Here is a 15,292-nt window from a genome sequence, read left to right as displayed (position 1 = left end):
GAAGGACGGGGATCACGCGGGCCGCCATGGCTCACGCCTTTCTGGACGCTCGCGAGGCGTCCCGTTCGAGCGCATCGCCGACCTGGCGGAGGCCTTCGAGCGTCACGCGTAGACGCTCGTGATCGAGGCACTTCGCGAGCGCCTTGGCCCACCCGGCGTGGCGGGCCTCCACCCGACGCAGAGCTTTCCGGCCGGCCTCCGTGAGCACGAGGAGCTTGGCCGTGCGATGGTGCGGGTTTTCCTCGTAAGCGACGAAGCCCTCGCGCTCCAGGGCCGCGGCGATGATCCGCACCGTTTGCCGCGTCAGCCCCATGGTGCGGGCCACGGTGGCGACGGATTCGGGGCCGTGGTCGATGACGCCGAGCACCTGCCAGCGCGAGCTGGTGAGCCCGGCCGGGCGACTCAGACGATCCCCGGCGGCGAGCGCGAGCCCGTTGACGCGAAACACCTCGATCATCAGCTCGCTGAGCGTCGTTGCGTCCGGAGTCAGCTTCGACATCGACAGCATGCTGTCATGTTGACAGGACCCTGTCAACCAAGGCAGGTTCCCGAGGAGGCGCGAGGCTGAAGTGCGCGGGCGCCGCCATCGCCCTCCGGGAAGGATGCTATCCTCATCCGCATGCCGGTCTCCTCCCCCGATCCTCTCGTCCTCACGGCCCCTGCGCGCCATGTACGAATTCGCCACCTCCGGCCGTCCGATTACCGCGTGATGCCCTGGAAGAACGGTCTCGGCACCACGACCGAGATCGCCGTCGATCCGCCTGGGGCCGGGCTCGACGACTTTGCCTGGCGATTGAGCATCGCCGATCTCGCGGCGTCCGGACCGTTCTCCACGTTCCCGGGTATCGAGAGGATCCTCCTCCAGACTGAGGGAGAGCCCATGGAGCTCGTGCACGAGGGGCGCAGCCGGCGGAGGCTCGCGCTCCTCGCCCCCTATCGCTTCGACGGCGCGTGGCCGACGCACGGCGAGCTCGGAGCGACCTCGGCGCGCGATTTCAACATCATGGCGCGCCGCGCCCTCTTCCGCCCGAGCGCCGCTGTCCATTCGCTGGCACGCGGCTCGATCGTCCACCTCTGCTTGGCGGCGGAGACGCAGATCCTTCATGTCTTCCGTGGGAGGGTCGCGGTTCGTGTCGACGGGTCCGCTGCGGCCACCCATCTCCTCGGCGCGGAGACGTTGATCGTGGAGGGACAGGCGGAGCTCGAGGTCGCCGCGGACGTGGAAGAGGCGGTGGTGTTCGCCGTGGGGCTCGGTGGTTCCCGTCCTTGACGCGGTGCAATCGTGGTGGTTCCCGCTTGACAGGCCAAGCGAATTTCATTCCCATCCCGCCATGGCCCACCGGATCGCGTCCGTCGTTCTCGTTCTGATCGGGGCGTCGATTTTCGCATGCACGGAAAATGGGCCCTCCTCGCCCACGGGCGGCGCCGGTGGCGCGGGAAACGGCGGCGCGGGCGGAACCGCGGGGGCCGGTGGAGCCGCGGGCGCCGGGGGAATGGGAGGCGCAGGCGGCGCAGGCGGCGCGAGTCCGGGGAGCGTGCTCGTACATGCAGATTTTCAGCAACGCGCGCCCGGGGTGTACAGCGAGGACATGGTCGCAGGTGATTTCGTCGGGGCGCCGAGCTGGAACAATGGGCTCGACGAGGGGCGCGCGAGCATCGTCGACGAGGCGGGAAATCGATTCTTGCGGGTCACGTATCCGTCAGGCGAGGTTGGCCCTGCCAATGGCGGCGTGCAGTTCAAAGTGCCGCTCGGACAGACGTATCAGGAGCTTTTCCTCGCCTACCGGGTGCGGTTTGGAGCCGGCTTCGCCTTCGTGAAGGGCGGCAAGCTCCCGGGGCTCGTCGGTGGTTCGGCGCCCACGGGCTGCGTCGAGGACACGACCGGCTTCTCGGCGCGGATGATGTGGCGCACCGGGGGAGCAGCGGTCCAGTACATGTACTTCCCCGAGAAGAACAACGACTGCGGCGACGATTACGATTACATGTCGGGCGGGAGCGCGACCCATTTCGAGCCGGGGACCTGGCACACGGTGGAGCACCGGCTGGTGATGAATACGCCCGGGCAGCACGACGGCATCCTCGCGGCCTGGTTCGACGGAGCGCCCGTCCTCGACGAGCAGGCTTTCCTGTACCGGCTCGCCGGCGCGACGTACGGCATCGACGCGCTGTACTTCTCGACCTTCTTCGGCGGCAGCGACGCAAGCTGGGCGCCGCCCTCGGCGCAGACCGTCGACTACGACGACTTCACCATCTCCACGGGGCCCATCACGCACTGAACGGCGCTGATCGCTTTACTAGACAAACTGGAGGGGGACGTGCTGTCGCTGATAGGGATCGCCGTGGTGGTCTTGGGCTTCATGGCCCGCATGAACCCGCTGCTGGTCGTTACGGCAGCAGCCTTGGTGACGGGACTCGCTGGCGGCATGGGGCCCGTCGAGGTCGTCGCGACGTTCGGCAAGGCCTTTCAAGAGAACCGATACGTGAGCGTCGTGTGGGTCGTCCTGCCCGTGATCGGGCTCCTCGAACGGGCCGGATTGCAGGAGCGGGCAAAGACCCTGATCGGCGCCATCCACGCGGCCACCGCCGGCCGATTGCTGCTGCTTTATTTCGTCTTCCGCCAGATCACCGCGGCGCTCGGCCTGACCTCGCTCGGGGGCCACGCCCAGATGGTGCGCCCGCTGATCGCGCCGATGGCCGAGGCGGCGGCCGAGAGTCACCACGGGCCGCTCCCCGAGGAGGCTCGCCAGACCGTACGGGCGCACGCCGCCGCAGTCGATAACATCGCGCTGTTCTTCGGCGAGGACATCTTCATCGCGATTGCCTCGATCCTCCTGATCAAGGGGTTCCTGGCGCAAAACGGGATCCTCGTCGAACCACTCCAGCTCTCGGTCTGGGCCATTCCCACGGCGATCTGCGCCCTCTTGATCCACGGTACGCAGATGATGCTGTTCGATCGACGTCTGGCCCGCATGATCGCCGAGGGCAAGCGATGATCGGGCTGGGGGGCCTCTATGTCGTCGCCGGCCTCTTCTTCGTTGCGATCGCTGTGCTGAGCGCGCGTGACGCGACGAACCCGAAGCGCTGGAAGAACACCGTTTTTTGGGGGCTCTTTGCGGTGAGCTTCCTGTTCGGCTCGTACCTGCCGGACGTGCTCAACGGCCTCGTCGTCCTTGCCATGGTGCTCACGGCGGGCGTATCCGGCCTGGGCCGCGGGGAGCCGGCCACGAGTGGTCCCGAGGAGCGCCGCGCGAGCGCGGCCCGGCTGGGCAACAAATTGTTTTGGCCGGCGCTCGCGATTCCCCTCACGGCGCTCACCGGCACGTTCCTGTTCAAGCGCCCGGAGCTCGCGGGGCTCGTCGATCCCAAGCAGGCGACCCTGGTATCGCTGATCCTCGGCGTCTTCGTCGCGCTGGCCATTGCCATGCCGATGCTCCACGCAAGGCCCATGGTCCCGATGCAGGAGGGACGCCGGCTGCTCGATACCGTCGGCTGGGCTGCCATTCTGCCGCAGATGCTCGCCGCCCTGGGCGCGGTCTTCGCGGCCGGCGGGGTCGGGACGGCCATTGGGAAGCTCGCCTCGGCCTCATTGCCCGCCGGAAGCCAGCTCGCCGCGGTGGCGGCTTATACCATCGGCATGGCGCTCTTCACCATGATCATGGGCAATGCCTTCGCCGCTTTTCCGGTGATGACCGCGGGCATCGGCCTGCCGCTGATCGTCCATCGCTTCGGCGGCAATCCGGCGATCATGGGCGCCGTGGGCATGCTGTCGGGGTTCTGCGGCACCCTGATGACCCCCATGGCCGCGAATTTCAACATCGTGCCTGCGGCCCTCCTGGAGCTCTCCGATCGACATGGCGTCATCAAGGCGCAGGTCCCCACTGCGCTCCTTCTCCTCCTCACCAATACGGTCCTGATGTATGTCCTCGTCTTCCGCTCCTGAGCTCGGCCCCGAGCTGGCCGCGAAATTCGCGCGTCTCGCCCTCGGCCACGTCGAGAGGCCCTACCCGTACAAGCTCGACCACGTGATGGCCGGCGACGAGGACGTCCTGCCGCCGCGGGTCCTGCACCCGATCTTTCACGGCAGCTTCGACTGGCATTCCTGCGTCCACGGCTACTGGCTGCTCGCGCGCCTCGCGCGGCGATTCCCGGACATGGCCCCGGCGGCCGAGATTCGTGCCCTGTTCGATCGCATGATGACGCCGGAGAAGGTCGCTGGAGAGCTCGCGTATCTCGCCCGCCCGCAGAGCTCGGGTTTCGAGCGGCCTTATGGCTGGGCGTGGATGTTGATGCTCGGCGCGGAGCTCGAGCGCCATGAGGGCGCCTCCCATCGAAACGCCCTGCGCCCGCTGGCGAGCGCCTTCGCCGAGCGGTTCAAGGCCTTCCTGCCGAAGGCCACCTATCCGATCCGCGTCGGCACGCATTTCAATACGGCATTCGCCCTGGGGCTCGCCTCCGAGTATGCCGAGGCCGTGAACGATCACGATCTCGGCCGGTTGATCGAATCCACCGCCAGGGGATGGTACCTCGCCGACGCCGACGCTCCGGCCTGGGAGCCGAGCGGCGACGATTTCCTGTCCCCCACGCTGGTCGAAGCCGAATGCCTGCGCCGCCTGCTTCCGGCGGACGAGTTTCGCCCGTGGTTCGCGCGTTTCCTGCCCAGGGCGGCCGACCGGATGCCGGCAAGCCTCTTCACGCCGGCCATCGTGAGCGACCGCAGCGACGGCAAAATCGCCCACCTCGACGGTCTGAACCTGAGCCGGGCCTGGTGTTTTCGATCGATTGCAGGGTCCCTCGCGGCAGACGATCCGGTCCGCGCCGTCGTGCTTTCGGCTGCCGACGAGCACCTCGCCGCGGGGCTCGCCCACGTGGCCGGTGACTATATGGGCGAGCACTGGCTGGCGACCTTCGCCCTGCTGGCGCTCGAAGCAGGTGCAGCCCCGTGAAAATCGGTGCTACGATTGCCCGAGAATGGGGAAACCTGCGGAACATTTTCATGCTTGCGAATTTCAGACGCCCGCAACCGGCGCCTCCGTGCAGCTCTTTCGTTCCAGCGCGCGATCGTTCGCGACCGAGGGCGCCGAGAGCGCGCGGATCCTCGTGGGGGTGCTGCGCCGCGGCATGGTCCGCACCGAGACGCCCGGGGGGCTCCTGGTCAGCGACGCGCGGGAGTCGCCTCGCGTCTGGATCATGCCAGCACACACCACCTACGCCGTCACCGCCATCCCTGGACACGCGCCCGAAAACCTCGGCGCCTCGATGGACGCTCGCGTGTTTTCCCATTACCTCGAAGAGGCCGCGGCGGCGCGCCTCTCGTTGCCCGAGGCGCCGCTCGTGCTCGCCGATCCCGTCGCCGCGCTCGGGCTTCAGGCATTCCACCAGAGCCTCTGGTCCGGGGCTGGGTCGCTCGAATGGGAGAGCTGGCTCGTGACGAGCCTCCGGCGGCTGTTCGGCGGCGCGGCCGACGGAAAGGGCCTGCTCTCCGAGCCGCGCGGCGTCGCGCTCGCCCGCGAGTACCTGCACGCCCATTCGGGCGAGCAGGTGTCCCTGGACAAACTCGCCGCGGTCGCGGGCCTCAGCAAATACCACCTCGTCCGCGCGTTCCGCGCCGCGATGGGGATGCCGCCGCACGCCTACCAGCTCCGGTTGCGCCTCACCCGCTCGCTTTTCTTGCTCCGGCAGGGGCAATCGCCATCCGCGATCGCCTACGAGCTCGGCTTCGCGGATCAGAGCCATTACACCCGCGCATTTCGGGCCGAGTTCGGCACGACGCCGGGCGCGTGGCTTCGGGCCCTCGCCCCGCCACGCGCCCGCGCGCGCCTCGAAGGCCCACGCGCTCCCGCGCCTACGGGAGCGTGAGCTTGACGAGCGACGGCTTGGCCTTCGAGGGATCCGAGGCCAGCGCCGCGAACGCCGCATTCGTGATGTAGAGGTTTTTGTCCTCGACGACCAGCGACGCCGGCGATTGCAGCGGTTCGCCGCTCGCGATGCTCTTCACCGACTTGTCCATGCCGACCCGGAGGATCGTCTCCTTGTAATTGATCGCCACGATCAGGTCGCCCGTGCTCGGGTCCACCGCGATCCCGTCCGCGCCCGAGAGTGTGGCGCAATCCGTGGCCAGGAAGACCTCGGGTTTGCCCGCGCTGCCGTCCGCGTTCAGGGGGATCTTCACGATCGAGGCGCGATCGGTGTTCGTGGCGTAATAAGCGTCTCCGGCGCGCACGAAGCCATTGATGCCGAGGTGGAAGTTCGTCTCCACGCCGCAGATCGTCGGGTCGGGCGTGAGGAGCATGTCATCGAGCCATTTCGAGACCGTGCCGTCCTTGTCCACCTTGAAGATGGCGCCGGACATCGAGTCGCTGGCGAAGAGGTTGCCCTCCGCGTCGAAGCGCAGGTCGTTGTTGAAGATCATGGCCGGGTCGGAGGCGAAGAGCGTCGCCTCGCCGCCCGCGGCCGTCACGCGATAAATGCCCGTTTGCGGCCCGCCCGGCGCGGTGATGTTGAGCGCGCCGTAGACGGCGCCGTCCGGGCCGAGGGTCAGGCCGACGAGCGCGCCGCCGTTCTGCGGGAAGGCGGGCATCGTGCCGAAGGGCGAAATCGCGCCCGTCGCGAGGTCGACCTTCAGGATTTGCCCGGTGAGGACGGCGCCGACGTAGGCGACGCCGTCCTTGATGTCGAGCCCCTCGACGTATTCGCCTTTCATGGGATCGAAGGCCGCGACCACCTCGGGGGCGCTGCTGCCCCCGCCGGCGCCACCATGGCCGCCCGCCCCGCCGGCGCCGCCATTGCCGCCGCTGCCGCCCGAGCCCGACGAGGAGCTCTCGGTCGAGGCGGGCGCGGGATCATCGCTGCATCCGACGACGAGCGCCGAGGTCGAGACCAGAAACGAGACGATCGCAATCGACAGGGAACGGCTGTGCATGGTCGTGAGCTCCTCGTCGACGCGGAGGAAAGGAGCGCGCCGACGAGGGCAAGATGCGCCGGGCGAGGCGTGGCGTATGGACGCGCCTTGCGCCCCCGCAAAAAAACGAGAAATCGCGGGGGCCCAGGCGCAAACCGTGCCTCGACGGGCGCGGCGCGGAGACCGAGGAGGGGCCGTTTGGAAGAATCTTGCGGTCGAGGACGCGGCGCGCTCACGGGAGCTGCCACAAGAATGCCGCGCCGGAGCCCCCGGCGTCCGTCGCCTCTCGATGTCCTCTTTCCATTCCCGGTCGGGTTTGGCCAAGCCGAACACCGCCGCAATCTCGTGCTCATGGCGGCGCTTCACGAGCGCCGAGGTTCTCAGCGGGTGAACCGGATCCGGACCGGCCCGAGCGACGCTTGAATCGGCTGCCCCGCGCGATCCAGCGCTGGTCTGTAGCGGTGCTCGTACGCGCAGTAGCGGGCCTGGGCCCCGAAGCCGTATCCGGGATCGGACACCACCTCGACCTTCTGCGCGCGGCCGTCCGCGCGCACGAGGATCCGCAGCGTCACCACCGCCTCCCGGACCCCGGCCACGTCGGCTTCGGGCGGGAAATCGCAATCCCACGCGCGGTCGCCGTAAAGCGACGCCGATCGGGATCGATCGGGCTCCGGCGGCGGTGGGCGGGGGGGCGCCGCGGTACGAACACCCCCGGGCGGCCAGCGTACCGGATGAAACCCGGTGCCAAACGTCGAGACCAATCCGGCGCCATTGCCGTTGCCGGTCACGAACGCGACGGCCAATGGGTCCGACAAACCCTCTTGCACCAGCACCGGCGGCGCCTCCATGGGGAGCGGCGTCGGTGTTTCGGGGGCCTCCTCCGGGGGGGCCTCCTTCGGCGGGATATCGGGTGGATCCTTTGGCAGAGGCCGCGGCGCCTGCATGGCCGCGGGCTGGGGCGGGGGCGGCTCCGGCGTCTCGGGCTCCGGCTTCTCGGGCGGGGGAGGGGGCGGCTCGATCGGGACCTCGAACGCGTCGAGCTCGGCCCGGATCGCCATGCGCATTTCGCGCAGGACGGCCCCGCTCTCGTCGCGCAGGTATCCCGCGCCGAACAGCGCCACATGAGCGGCGGCCGCCGCAACCAACCAGCCGACGTGCAGAGCTCCCTCCTCCACGAGATCTCCCCGATGCAAGCCCCGGGCCAGCTCAGTCTGCACGACAAACGGCCGCAGCGCCAGGTTCAGGTTGCTCGTTGCGCAATTTGCGCAAGCCCGTTGCGCGATCTGCGCAGGGAGGTGGTACGACGATTCAGGGCGAGGGATCCGGCCGCCGCGTGGTGATGCTGATGGAATTTGGCACGTCCTCCGTGAACCATTCGACCGTGCTCACTTCGGCCGCGTCGCCTCGAATGCGCGCGACGCGAACCTCGCCGTCGATCCCGCCGTCGACGTAGGCGATCAGCGCGTCATCTCCGCAAATGCCGGGCGCCGCGCTGATCGGCGACGTGGAAGAGGACGTCGTGCCGATCGGGAAAGGCTCGCCCCAGCCCACGCCGGGCCCGTAGCGCAGCGCGAAGACGCCGCCCGACGTCCCGGGGACGCCCACGATCACGTCGCCCCCGGGGGTCGTGGTGAGCGCGACATCGAGGCCCTGCTCCGGCAAGGTGATGCTTTCCGGCGCGGACCAGATTCCCGCGTGGTTCATCGTCGCCGCGAGTTTCACGTAGCTTTCGTGGTACACGACGACCACATCGCCGTTCGGCAGCGCGACGGCGCGTGGAGGCGCGACGGGGATCTCGTTGCCCATGAACACCTCGACGTCGTCGCGACAATGCGGATCCGTCCAGCTACCGCCATCCGCCCAGAAGATCTCCGTATCGCAGAGATCGTGCAAAGGGCCGAGACCGACCCCGAGGACGGTGCCCGCCGCCTCCCGGATGACAGCCGAAGTCACGTCGAAGGGCGCCGGATCGGGATAGGGATGCCAATCGAACGCGTCCGGATCGAAATAGGCGAGGACCGACCCTTCACCGGCATTGCCCAGGAGCAAGGAGCGCCCCACCGTGACGAGCGGGCTCCACGCCTGCGGGAACCAGCCGTGGGCATCGTGGACGTCGAAGCTCGTCCCGTCGGAGGTCGTCGCGAAATGGCTCCGCCAGGCGTCTATCTGCTCGGTCCAGAACACGCCGAGGTGATTGTAGACGTCCACGTACGTCGTCACCGCATACGCGCCTGCAAGGGAAGGGGCGCCCTCGGTCCACGTGCCCTCGTGATTCACGACGACCTTTCCGTTTTGCCAGGCGAGCGCCGCGAGGATCGCGGCCTCGCCCTTCGCGCAGGTGGGCGCGGGGAGGCCTCCGCTGCCGCCGCTGCCGCCGCTGCCGCCGGCGCTCGACGACGACACGCTCGCGTCGCCGCTGGAGGCGCTGGACGTGCTGCTCCCGCCCCCCGCGCCCGTCGTATCGACCTCGACCTCGCTCCCGCACGCCGCGACGGCGACCACGATTGCGCCTGCCGCGATTGCGCGTCCACAGGCGCCCACGATCTCGAACATGATGTCTCCTTCGTTCGCCCGCCCCGATCGAGCAGGCGCGCCCAGGGTGGCCACGCGGCGTCCGCCACGCACGTTAAAGCCGATTAAATTCTGCCCCACGCTCGGCGGCCCCGCCGCGGCGATTCCGGTTGGATCGACGAAGATTCGATGATAAACGTCCGCGAGACGCGTCAAGGCGCATCCATTTCCATGCCTCTCTTCCAGCACACGCCCCCCACCTTGCATCCCTCCGGCTGGGCCCTGCTTGCCGTCCTGCCTCCGGGGACCGAACGCCTCCCTGCTGAATTGCAGGCCGTCTTGCGATTCTGCCTCGCCCGCACCTTCCCGCTCGTGGAGCAGACCCGCGAGGGTCAATGGATCCTCGATGTCAGCCGCGAGGTCGAGCCCCGCTTCGGCGGCGCCGGCCATGATCTGCGCGTCGAGCCGGAGTTTCTCCTGCCCGTCCCGGGCTTTTGCTCTACCTTCGAGGTCGTCGTGGCCTCCGATCTCGACGCGTCGCCCGCGCGGATCTGGGAGCGGGTCGCCACCTTCGAGGGCGTCAATGACGAGCTCGGCCCGTGGCTGAAGATGAGCACGGCTCCCGGCACCTCGAACCGGCTCGACGAAGGCGTACCGCTCGGCAAATCGCTCTTTCGGAGCTGGCTCCTCCTCGGCGGCCTTCTGCCCGTCGAATACGACGACCTCTGTTTTTCGCGCCTCGAATCGGGCCGCGGCTTTCTCGAGACGTCCTCGATGGGGACGCAGCTCGCCTGGGTGCACGAGCGCACCCTCGAACCGGTCGGCTCCGGCGCCCGCGCGCGATTGACCGACCGTCTGCGCTTCACCCCGCGATGGGGTGCTCTCGGGCGACCTTCTCGGCTGCTCGTCACCGGGGTATTTACCCATCGCCACGCGCGCCTGCGTGCCCGCTTCGGCGGTGAACCGGCGCGGATTCCGGCCTGAACCGCGGCGCGGCGGCGACGCGCGATTCGCCCATTGACTCGGTTTGGAAGGTCGCGTACGTGCCTCGAACGAGGTTCGCGCACATGTCTCTTCGAGATCGGTTTTTCTCTCCCTCGGACGTCGTGGCGGACCTTCAATGGGTCCGGAAAAACCTCCTCGATCCTACGGCGCCCGAGGACATTCGCTCGCACGGACAGGTGACCAGCATCGACCTCGCGCGGCGCTGGTCGAACAGCGGGCGGCGGCCGGCCCGGGGCGGCATTTTCTGCCAGCGCATCTTCGGGCCCGTGAGCCGGTTTCGCTGCGCGTGCGGCGCGTTGTGCGGGGAGGAGCACGCGGGCGAGACGTGCGAGAAGTGCGGCGTCCTCTGCTCCACGCCCGTGCTGCGCGAGCGTCGTCATGGCCACGTGCTCGTGGCGGGTGTCCTGCACCCTGCGCTCGCGCCCCTCGTGGCCGACGTGCTGCGTTTGTCGGCCGATCAGGTTCGAGCGATCGCGCGCTGCGAAGCTTGGCTCGACGGCGACACCGTCCGCCCGGCCGAAGGCATGGATACGCACGAGAATGCCGACGCGACGGGCCCCTCCGCGCTGGAGGCGGCGCTCGTGCGCGCGGGGGCCGACCCGGCGCTCGTCGCGGAGGTCGTCACGAGCGCCATCCCGGTGCCGCCGCCGGGGATGCGTCCGTTTTACGCCGATCTCGGTCCGGCCATGATCGACCCGTGGATCGGCCCGCTCAACGAGGCCTGGCGCGCATTTGTGCTCGCGGCGCAGAGCCAGCGAAAGCTCGTCGAGCAATCGCCGCCGCCGATCCTTCTGATGAGCCAGCAGCGCACGGTGCAGGAGCTGTTCGAGGCCCTCGTGCAAGCGACCGTGGCCCCACCCGCGGCGACGCCCCCGTGGCCCGCGCCAAAGCCGATTTCGTCGCCCGTGCGCCTCGTGGGCGCGCCGGGCTGCTTGCCGGAGGATGTCAGGACCGACGTCGCGGGCCTCTTCTTCGTCGACGACGAGCAGCTCTTCGTGCAGCGGCCCCACGGATCGTGGCTCGTCACCACGCGCGGTGACGTGCTCGCGCACGTCCCCTCGTGTGGTCGAATCGCCACCAGCGTGCATGGCTCGCGCTTGCGCATGGCGCAGTGGATCCGAAACGCGTGGGATTGGTTTGGGAAGGACGAGTACTGGGACGCCGTCTCAGGCCGCGCGAGCGTGGCCGTGCTCGACCTCGATACGAGAGAATATCTCGATACCTATCCCGCGGACATGCCAGAGCGATTGCTCGAGCACGACCAGCCGGAGGACCTCGTGGTCGGCAGCGTCGCCGGCGACGGCGCATCGCAGGCGTCGCCCGTCCGACCTGCGCCTCTTCGATGGGGCGAGGATCGGCCCGCGGTGCTGGCGAGCACGCGCGACGGCCGCTTCGCCTGGGTGGGCGAGTGGGACAGCACGGCCGTCCTCGACCTGGACACGGGAATCCCGCAGCTCGACCCTGTCATGCAGTCCGATGCCCACGCGGACGACCTCGTTGTGCACGTGTCCCCCGATGGCCCCGATGTGCATGATGTAGCCGACGCCGGAGAAATGGCAACGGCGATGGGTTTGACCCCGCAGAATCGGTTTCGATTCCTCCACGCCACCGGGGTGGTCAGCGACGGCGAGAAGCCGCTCTGCCGGATCAACGCGATGATTCACGCGGCCGCATTCAGCCCCGCCGCCGATCGGATCGCCATCGCCACGGGTGATGACGAGATCGTCGTGATCTCCGTGGGCGACGCGCCTGCGATCCTCAGCCGATTCGCCGCGCCCGACGCGTCGCCTCCGTAGCGCTTCTCAGCGGTGCGCGAGGTACACGTCGATCACCGCGCCGCGCTGCTCGCGGCCGCCTTCCGCCATGAAGCGCAGCGAGGCGCGCTCGCCCTCGCAGTTTCCGCGCGCGTCGCAGAGCGGCACGAGCGTATTTGAAAGCTCGATCGACACGAGCCCGAACGACGAGACCGGAGCGAGCTCGGAAGCCTCGGAGACGCGATTGCCATTTCGATCGCTCCACACCTGGAGCTCGTTCCACGCCGCGTCCTCGGCCGAGACGCGGCCGTCGCCATTGGAGTCGAGCTCTGCGAGCGCCGCGAACCCGTTCTTCGCGCGCGCGCCGTTCGCGAGCACGGTGGCCGATCCGAAGAGCTCGCCGCCGTCATCGATAGCGCCATTGTGGTTCCGGTCGAGTGCGAGCCACGGCGTCGCGGCCGCCGGCCAGTCGGTCACGATGCTCTTTTCGCCGCCCGTGAGATCGAACGAGGCCGTCGCGTCCGCGGAGAAGACGACGGGGCCGCCGTCGAACGACAGCACGAGGGGCGTGGACGTGGTGGAGGACGAAAGCTCGCACGGGCCCCACGCGGGCTCCGCGCCCTCGGTATCCGGCACGATGCAGGTCTGCTGCCCGGGGGGCATGTTCACCGAATCGGGAATTTCGCATTCGCGCTGTTCGCCGATCGTGCAGGGATCCTCCTCGGCCGCCTTCGCGCCCTCGTCGCTGCCGCCGTCGTCGACGTCGACGGCGCACGCGGGCATGAGGCCCGCGGCCGCGAGGCCGACGAGCGAGACGAAGAGACGAGCGCGATGAGCCAGGGAAGCGACAAAGTGGGTCATGTTGGGTTCTCCGTCGTCTCTACATGGCAACGCTCGTGCCATGCATTTGCGCGACTCAAATTGCTGAATTTAGGATGCCTGTTCCCTGTTGAGCCAAATAGGAGGCCTGCATCGGCTCATTGTGGCACCTATGGCACATGTGGGCCGTGGGTTACATCGTCGGAGCCCTGAAGCATTGCGCGAAAATGATGAATCCACCGCAACGAGCCCTCCGCACGTGAAGCAAAGCGCGGTTTTTTCAGCCATGGCGGCGAATTCCGCTCGCTTGACGGAGCCCTCCCGAGCCGTTCTGCTCTCTCCATGCCGCAGCGTGCGCCGGAAGAGCCCACCGATTTCGATTTCCCTTCCCCGACGATCGATCGCCCCCGGCACGGCGTAAGCGAAACCGCGCAAGCCGTGGAGCCCGTCGATCCGGCGCGCGCCGCCCTCGAAGGCGTGGCCGAGGAGCACCGGTATGCGCCACGCAAGCTGCTCGGGCGCGGCGGAATGGGCGAGGTCCGGCTCTGCAAGGACGCGTGGATCGGGCGCGAGGTCGCCCGAAAGACGCTCCTTCCCGGGCGCGGGCGCGACGCACGCGAGCGCTTCCTGCGCGAGGCGCGCGTGCAGGGCCAGCTCGAACACCCCTCCATCGTCCCCGTCTACGACATCGGCGTGCGCGAGGGCGGCGAGGTATACTTCACCATGAAATGCCTGCGCGGACAGACGCTCCGGCAGGTCCTCAAAGACCTCGCCGCGGGCGACGAGCGCGCCCTCGCCACGTACACGCGCCACAAGCTGCTCGGCATTTTTACAGCGGTTTGCCTCGCTGTCGATTTCGCGCACGCCCGCGGCGTACTCCACCGCGACCTCAAGCCGGCCAACATCATGATCGGCGATTTCGGCGAGGTGTACGTGCTCGACTGGGGCATTGCCCGGGTGCGCGGCGCGCCCGAGCCGGAGCGCTCGCTCGACGTCGTCGCCGCGCCCGGCCTCGCCGCCACGCAGGACGGGCGCATCGTGGGCACGCTCGGGTACATGGCGCCCGAGCAAGCGCGCGGCAAACTCGATCTCGTCGACGTCCGTAGCGACGTCTATGCGCTCGGCGCCATTCTGTTCGAGATCCTCACGCTCGAACCCCTGCACCCGCGCTCGGAGGATCCGGTCGAGATGCTCCTCAGCATGGCCCGAGGCCTCGCCGGCAATCGCCCCTCCGAGCGGTGCCCCGGCCGCGACGTGCCGCCCGAGCTCGACGAGATCTGCGTGCGCGCGACGGCGCTCGATCCGGCGAACCGCCATCCGAGCGCGCGGGGCCTGCACGAGGCCGTCGAGCGTTATCTCGCCGGCGATCGCGACGTTGCGCTGCGCCGCGCGCTCGCGGACAAACACGCCGAGGCGGCCGGGCAGGCGGCGGCGCGCGCGCTCTCCGGCGCGGGCGACATGGGGGCGCGCAAGGAAGCGCTGCACGAGGCCGGGCGGGCGCTCGCGCTCGATCCGTCGAACGAGGCGGCCCTCACGGTCGTCGCGCGCGTGCTCAAGGAGCCGCCCCGCGAGGTGCCCGCGGTCGTTCGTGACAAACTCGACGACGAGGAGAACCGCGACCTCTTCGCGCGCCTGCTCTTCGTGGGGGCGGCGCAGGGCGTGGCATCGATGGCGTTTCTCGCGCTCGCCTTCGCGCGCGGCGCCGCGCTCCTCGGCCCGGTGCTCAGCTGCGTCGGCCTCATGCTCTTCGCGAGCGCGACCAAGTTCGTCATGTGGTGGCGACGCACGCTCGCCGCGCCTGCGTGGTACGGCAGCTTCGTGCTCACTGCGGTGGCGTGGATCGTGGCGGGCCGGTTGCTCGTCCCCCTCCTCATCACGCCGTTTTTCCTCGGCCTCAACACGATCGGCTTCGCGTTGCAGTCGAGCACGCCGCGCAGGCGGGTGCTCGTCGCGCTCGGCGTGCTGAGCATCGTCGCTTGCTTTCTGATCGAGCCGCTCGGCCTCGTTTCGCCGAGTTACGTGGTCCACGGCGACACCGTCGAGCTCCTCCTGCCCTGCGCGAAGCTCGGCTTTCACGACACGCTGATCGTCATGGCGGCGAGCTTGATCCTGGGCACGGGCGGCACCTCGTTGCTCGTCGGGCGCAGCCGCCTGGCGCAGCGCAAGGCGCAGGAGCAGGCGCGGGTGCTCACCTGGCAGCTCGAGGCCCTCCTGCCCGACCGCGCGCGCATCCTGGCGTTCGCCTCCGAGGACGCGGCCGCGGCGCGCCACGCGTGTGACGGGCGTCGGGCGGAGGCATAGATCT

Annotated in this window: 14 protein-coding genes; 9 read left to right on the top strand and 5 right to left on the bottom strand. The window is 68.9% G+C overall.

Going from position 1 to position 15,292, the window contains the following annotated elements:
• Positions 1-31 precede the first annotated feature (31 nt).
• The gene (locus QHF85_RS01350; protein WP_281325168.1) at positions 32-508 is read right to left on the bottom strand and encodes a MarR family winged helix-turn-helix transcriptional regulator; all 477 of its coding nucleotides are present in this window, start codon (positions 506-508) and stop codon (positions 32-34) included.
• A 111-nt stretch (positions 509-619) separates the two neighbouring features.
• On the opposite strand from QHF85_RS01350, the gene QHF85_RS01345 reads away from it, so the two are divergent.
• The 6 genes from QHF85_RS01345 (at position 620) to QHF85_RS01320 (ending at position 5,856) form a co-directional block, all read left to right on the top strand.
• Entirely contained in the window at positions 620-1,270 is a 651-nt protein-coding gene (locus QHF85_RS01345; protein ID WP_281325167.1) for a HutD family protein, read from the top strand.
• A 61-nt stretch (positions 1,271-1,331) separates the two neighbouring features.
• The gene (locus QHF85_RS01340; protein ID WP_281325166.1) at positions 1,332-2,276 is read left to right on the top strand and encodes a polysaccharide lyase; all 945 of its coding nucleotides are present in this window, start codon (positions 1,332-1,334) and stop codon (positions 2,274-2,276) included.
• Between the two features lie 39 nt (positions 2,277-2,315).
• A complete protein-coding gene (locus tag QHF85_RS01335; protein ID WP_281325165.1) occupies positions 2,316-2,993 on the top strand; it encodes a DUF969 domain-containing protein in 678 nt (225 codons plus the stop codon).
• Complete coding sequence (locus tag QHF85_RS01330) at positions 2,990-3,940, top strand: DUF979 domain-containing protein (protein WP_281325164.1); 951 nt, start codon at positions 2,990-2,992, stop codon at positions 3,938-3,940. The genes QHF85_RS01335 and QHF85_RS01330 overlap by 4 nt, the downstream gene beginning before the upstream one ends.
• The gene (locus tag QHF85_RS01325) at positions 3,918-4,943 is read left to right on the top strand and encodes a DUF2891 domain-containing protein (protein ID WP_281325163.1); all 1,026 of its coding nucleotides are present in this window, start codon (positions 3,918-3,920) and stop codon (positions 4,941-4,943) included. The genes QHF85_RS01330 and QHF85_RS01325 overlap by 23 nt, the downstream gene beginning before the upstream one ends.
• 88 nt (positions 4,944-5,031) lie before the next feature.
• Positions 5,032-5,856, top strand: coding sequence for an AraC family transcriptional regulator (locus QHF85_RS01320; protein WP_281325162.1), 825 nt, complete (start codon positions 5,032-5,034; stop codon positions 5,854-5,856).
• Here QHF85_RS01320 and QHF85_RS01315 read toward each other — a convergent pair.
• The 3 genes from QHF85_RS01315 to QHF85_RS01305 all read right to left on the bottom strand — a co-directional run bounded on the left by QHF85_RS01315 (position 5,843) and on the right by QHF85_RS01305 (position 9,451).
• A complete protein-coding gene (locus QHF85_RS01315; protein WP_281325161.1) occupies positions 5,843-6,919 on the bottom strand; it encodes an SMP-30/gluconolactonase/LRE family protein in 1,077 nt (358 codons plus the stop codon). The genes QHF85_RS01320 and QHF85_RS01315 overlap by 14 nt on opposite strands.
• A 359-nt stretch (positions 6,920-7,278) precedes the next feature.
• Positions 7,279-8,073 (bottom strand): energy transducer TonB, encoded by a 795-nt coding sequence (locus QHF85_RS01310; protein ID WP_281325160.1) that lies wholly within the window; start codon positions 8,071-8,073, stop codon positions 7,279-7,281.
• A 133-nt stretch (positions 8,074-8,206) separates the two neighbouring features.
• The gene (locus QHF85_RS01305; RefSeq protein WP_281325159.1) at positions 8,207-9,451 is read right to left on the bottom strand and encodes a hypothetical protein; all 1,245 of its coding nucleotides are present in this window, start codon (positions 9,449-9,451) and stop codon (positions 8,207-8,209) included.
• Between the two features lie 147 nt (positions 9,452-9,598).
• Here QHF85_RS01305 and QHF85_RS01300 point away from each other — a divergent pair, with 147 nt between their 5' ends.
• Together QHF85_RS01300 and QHF85_RS01295 are read left to right on the top strand one after the other, a co-directional pair.
• Positions 9,599-10,393, top strand: a complete 795-nt coding sequence (locus tag QHF85_RS01300) for a hypothetical protein (protein WP_281325158.1) — start codon at positions 9,599-9,601, stop codon at positions 10,391-10,393.
• An 83-nt stretch (positions 10,394-10,476) separates the two neighbouring features.
• Positions 10,477-12,210 carry a hypothetical protein gene (locus QHF85_RS01295; protein ID WP_281325157.1) on the top strand — a complete coding sequence of 578 codons (1,734 nt, stop codon included), beginning with the start codon at positions 10,477-10,479 and terminating at the stop codon, positions 12,208-12,210.
• A gap of 6 nt (positions 12,211-12,216) precedes the next feature.
• Here QHF85_RS01295 and QHF85_RS01290 read toward each other — a convergent pair whose 3' ends face one another.
• Positions 12,217-13,029 carry a calcium-binding protein gene (locus tag QHF85_RS01290; protein WP_281325156.1) on the bottom strand — a complete coding sequence of 271 codons (813 nt, stop codon included), beginning with the start codon at positions 13,027-13,029 and terminating at the stop codon, positions 12,217-12,219.
• Between the two features lie 300 nt (positions 13,030-13,329).
• On the opposite strand from QHF85_RS01290, the gene QHF85_RS01285 reads away from it, so the two are divergent.
• Entirely contained in the window at positions 13,330-15,288 is a 1,959-nt protein-coding gene (locus tag QHF85_RS01285; RefSeq protein ID WP_281325155.1) for a serine/threonine-protein kinase, read from the top strand.
• Positions 15,289-15,292 lie beyond the last annotated feature (4 nt).

This window comes from Polyangium sp. 6x1 (assembly GCF_029946515.1).
Taxonomy (GTDB): Bacteria; Myxococcota_A; Polyangia; order Polyangiales; family Polyangiaceae; genus Polyangium.
This window is presented reverse-complemented; position numbering and strand designations above follow the sequence as displayed.

Coding starts and splice junctions, on each gene's coding strand:
- QHF85_RS01340 (WP_281325166.1), top strand. CDS start 1,332: ATGGCCCACCGGATCGCGTCCGTCGTTCTCGTTCTGATCGGGGCGTCG.
- QHF85_RS01300 (WP_281325158.1), top strand. CDS start 9,599: ATGATAAACGTCCGCGAGACGCGTCAAGGCGCATCCATTTCCATGCCT.
- QHF85_RS01315 (WP_281325161.1), bottom strand. CDS start 6,919: ATGCACAGCCGTTCCCTGTCGATTGCGATCGTCTCGTTTCTGGTCTCG.
- QHF85_RS01330 (WP_281325164.1), top strand. CDS start 2,990: ATGATCGGGCTGGGGGGCCTCTATGTCGTCGCCGGCCTCTTCTTCGTT.
- QHF85_RS01345 (WP_281325167.1), top strand. CDS start 620: ATGCCGGTCTCCTCCCCCGATCCTCTCGTCCTCACGGCCCCTGCGCGC.
- QHF85_RS01290 (WP_281325156.1), bottom strand. CDS start 13,029: ATGACCCACTTTGTCGCTTCCCTGGCTCATCGCGCTCGTCTCTTCGTC.
- QHF85_RS01350 (WP_281325168.1), bottom strand. CDS start 508: ATGCTGTCGATGTCGAAGCTGACTCCGGACGCAACGACGCTCAGCGAG.
- QHF85_RS01325 (WP_281325163.1), top strand. CDS start 3,918: ATGTCCTCGTCTTCCGCTCCTGAGCTCGGCCCCGAGCTGGCCGCGAAA.
- QHF85_RS01305 (WP_281325159.1), bottom strand. CDS start 9,451: ATGTTCGAGATCGTGGGCGCCTGTGGACGCGCAATCGCGGCAGGCGCA.
- QHF85_RS01295 (WP_281325157.1), top strand. CDS start 10,477: ATGTCTCTTCGAGATCGGTTTTTCTCTCCCTCGGACGTCGTGGCGGAC.
- QHF85_RS01285 (WP_281325155.1), top strand. CDS start 13,330: ATGCCGCAGCGTGCGCCGGAAGAGCCCACCGATTTCGATTTCCCTTCC.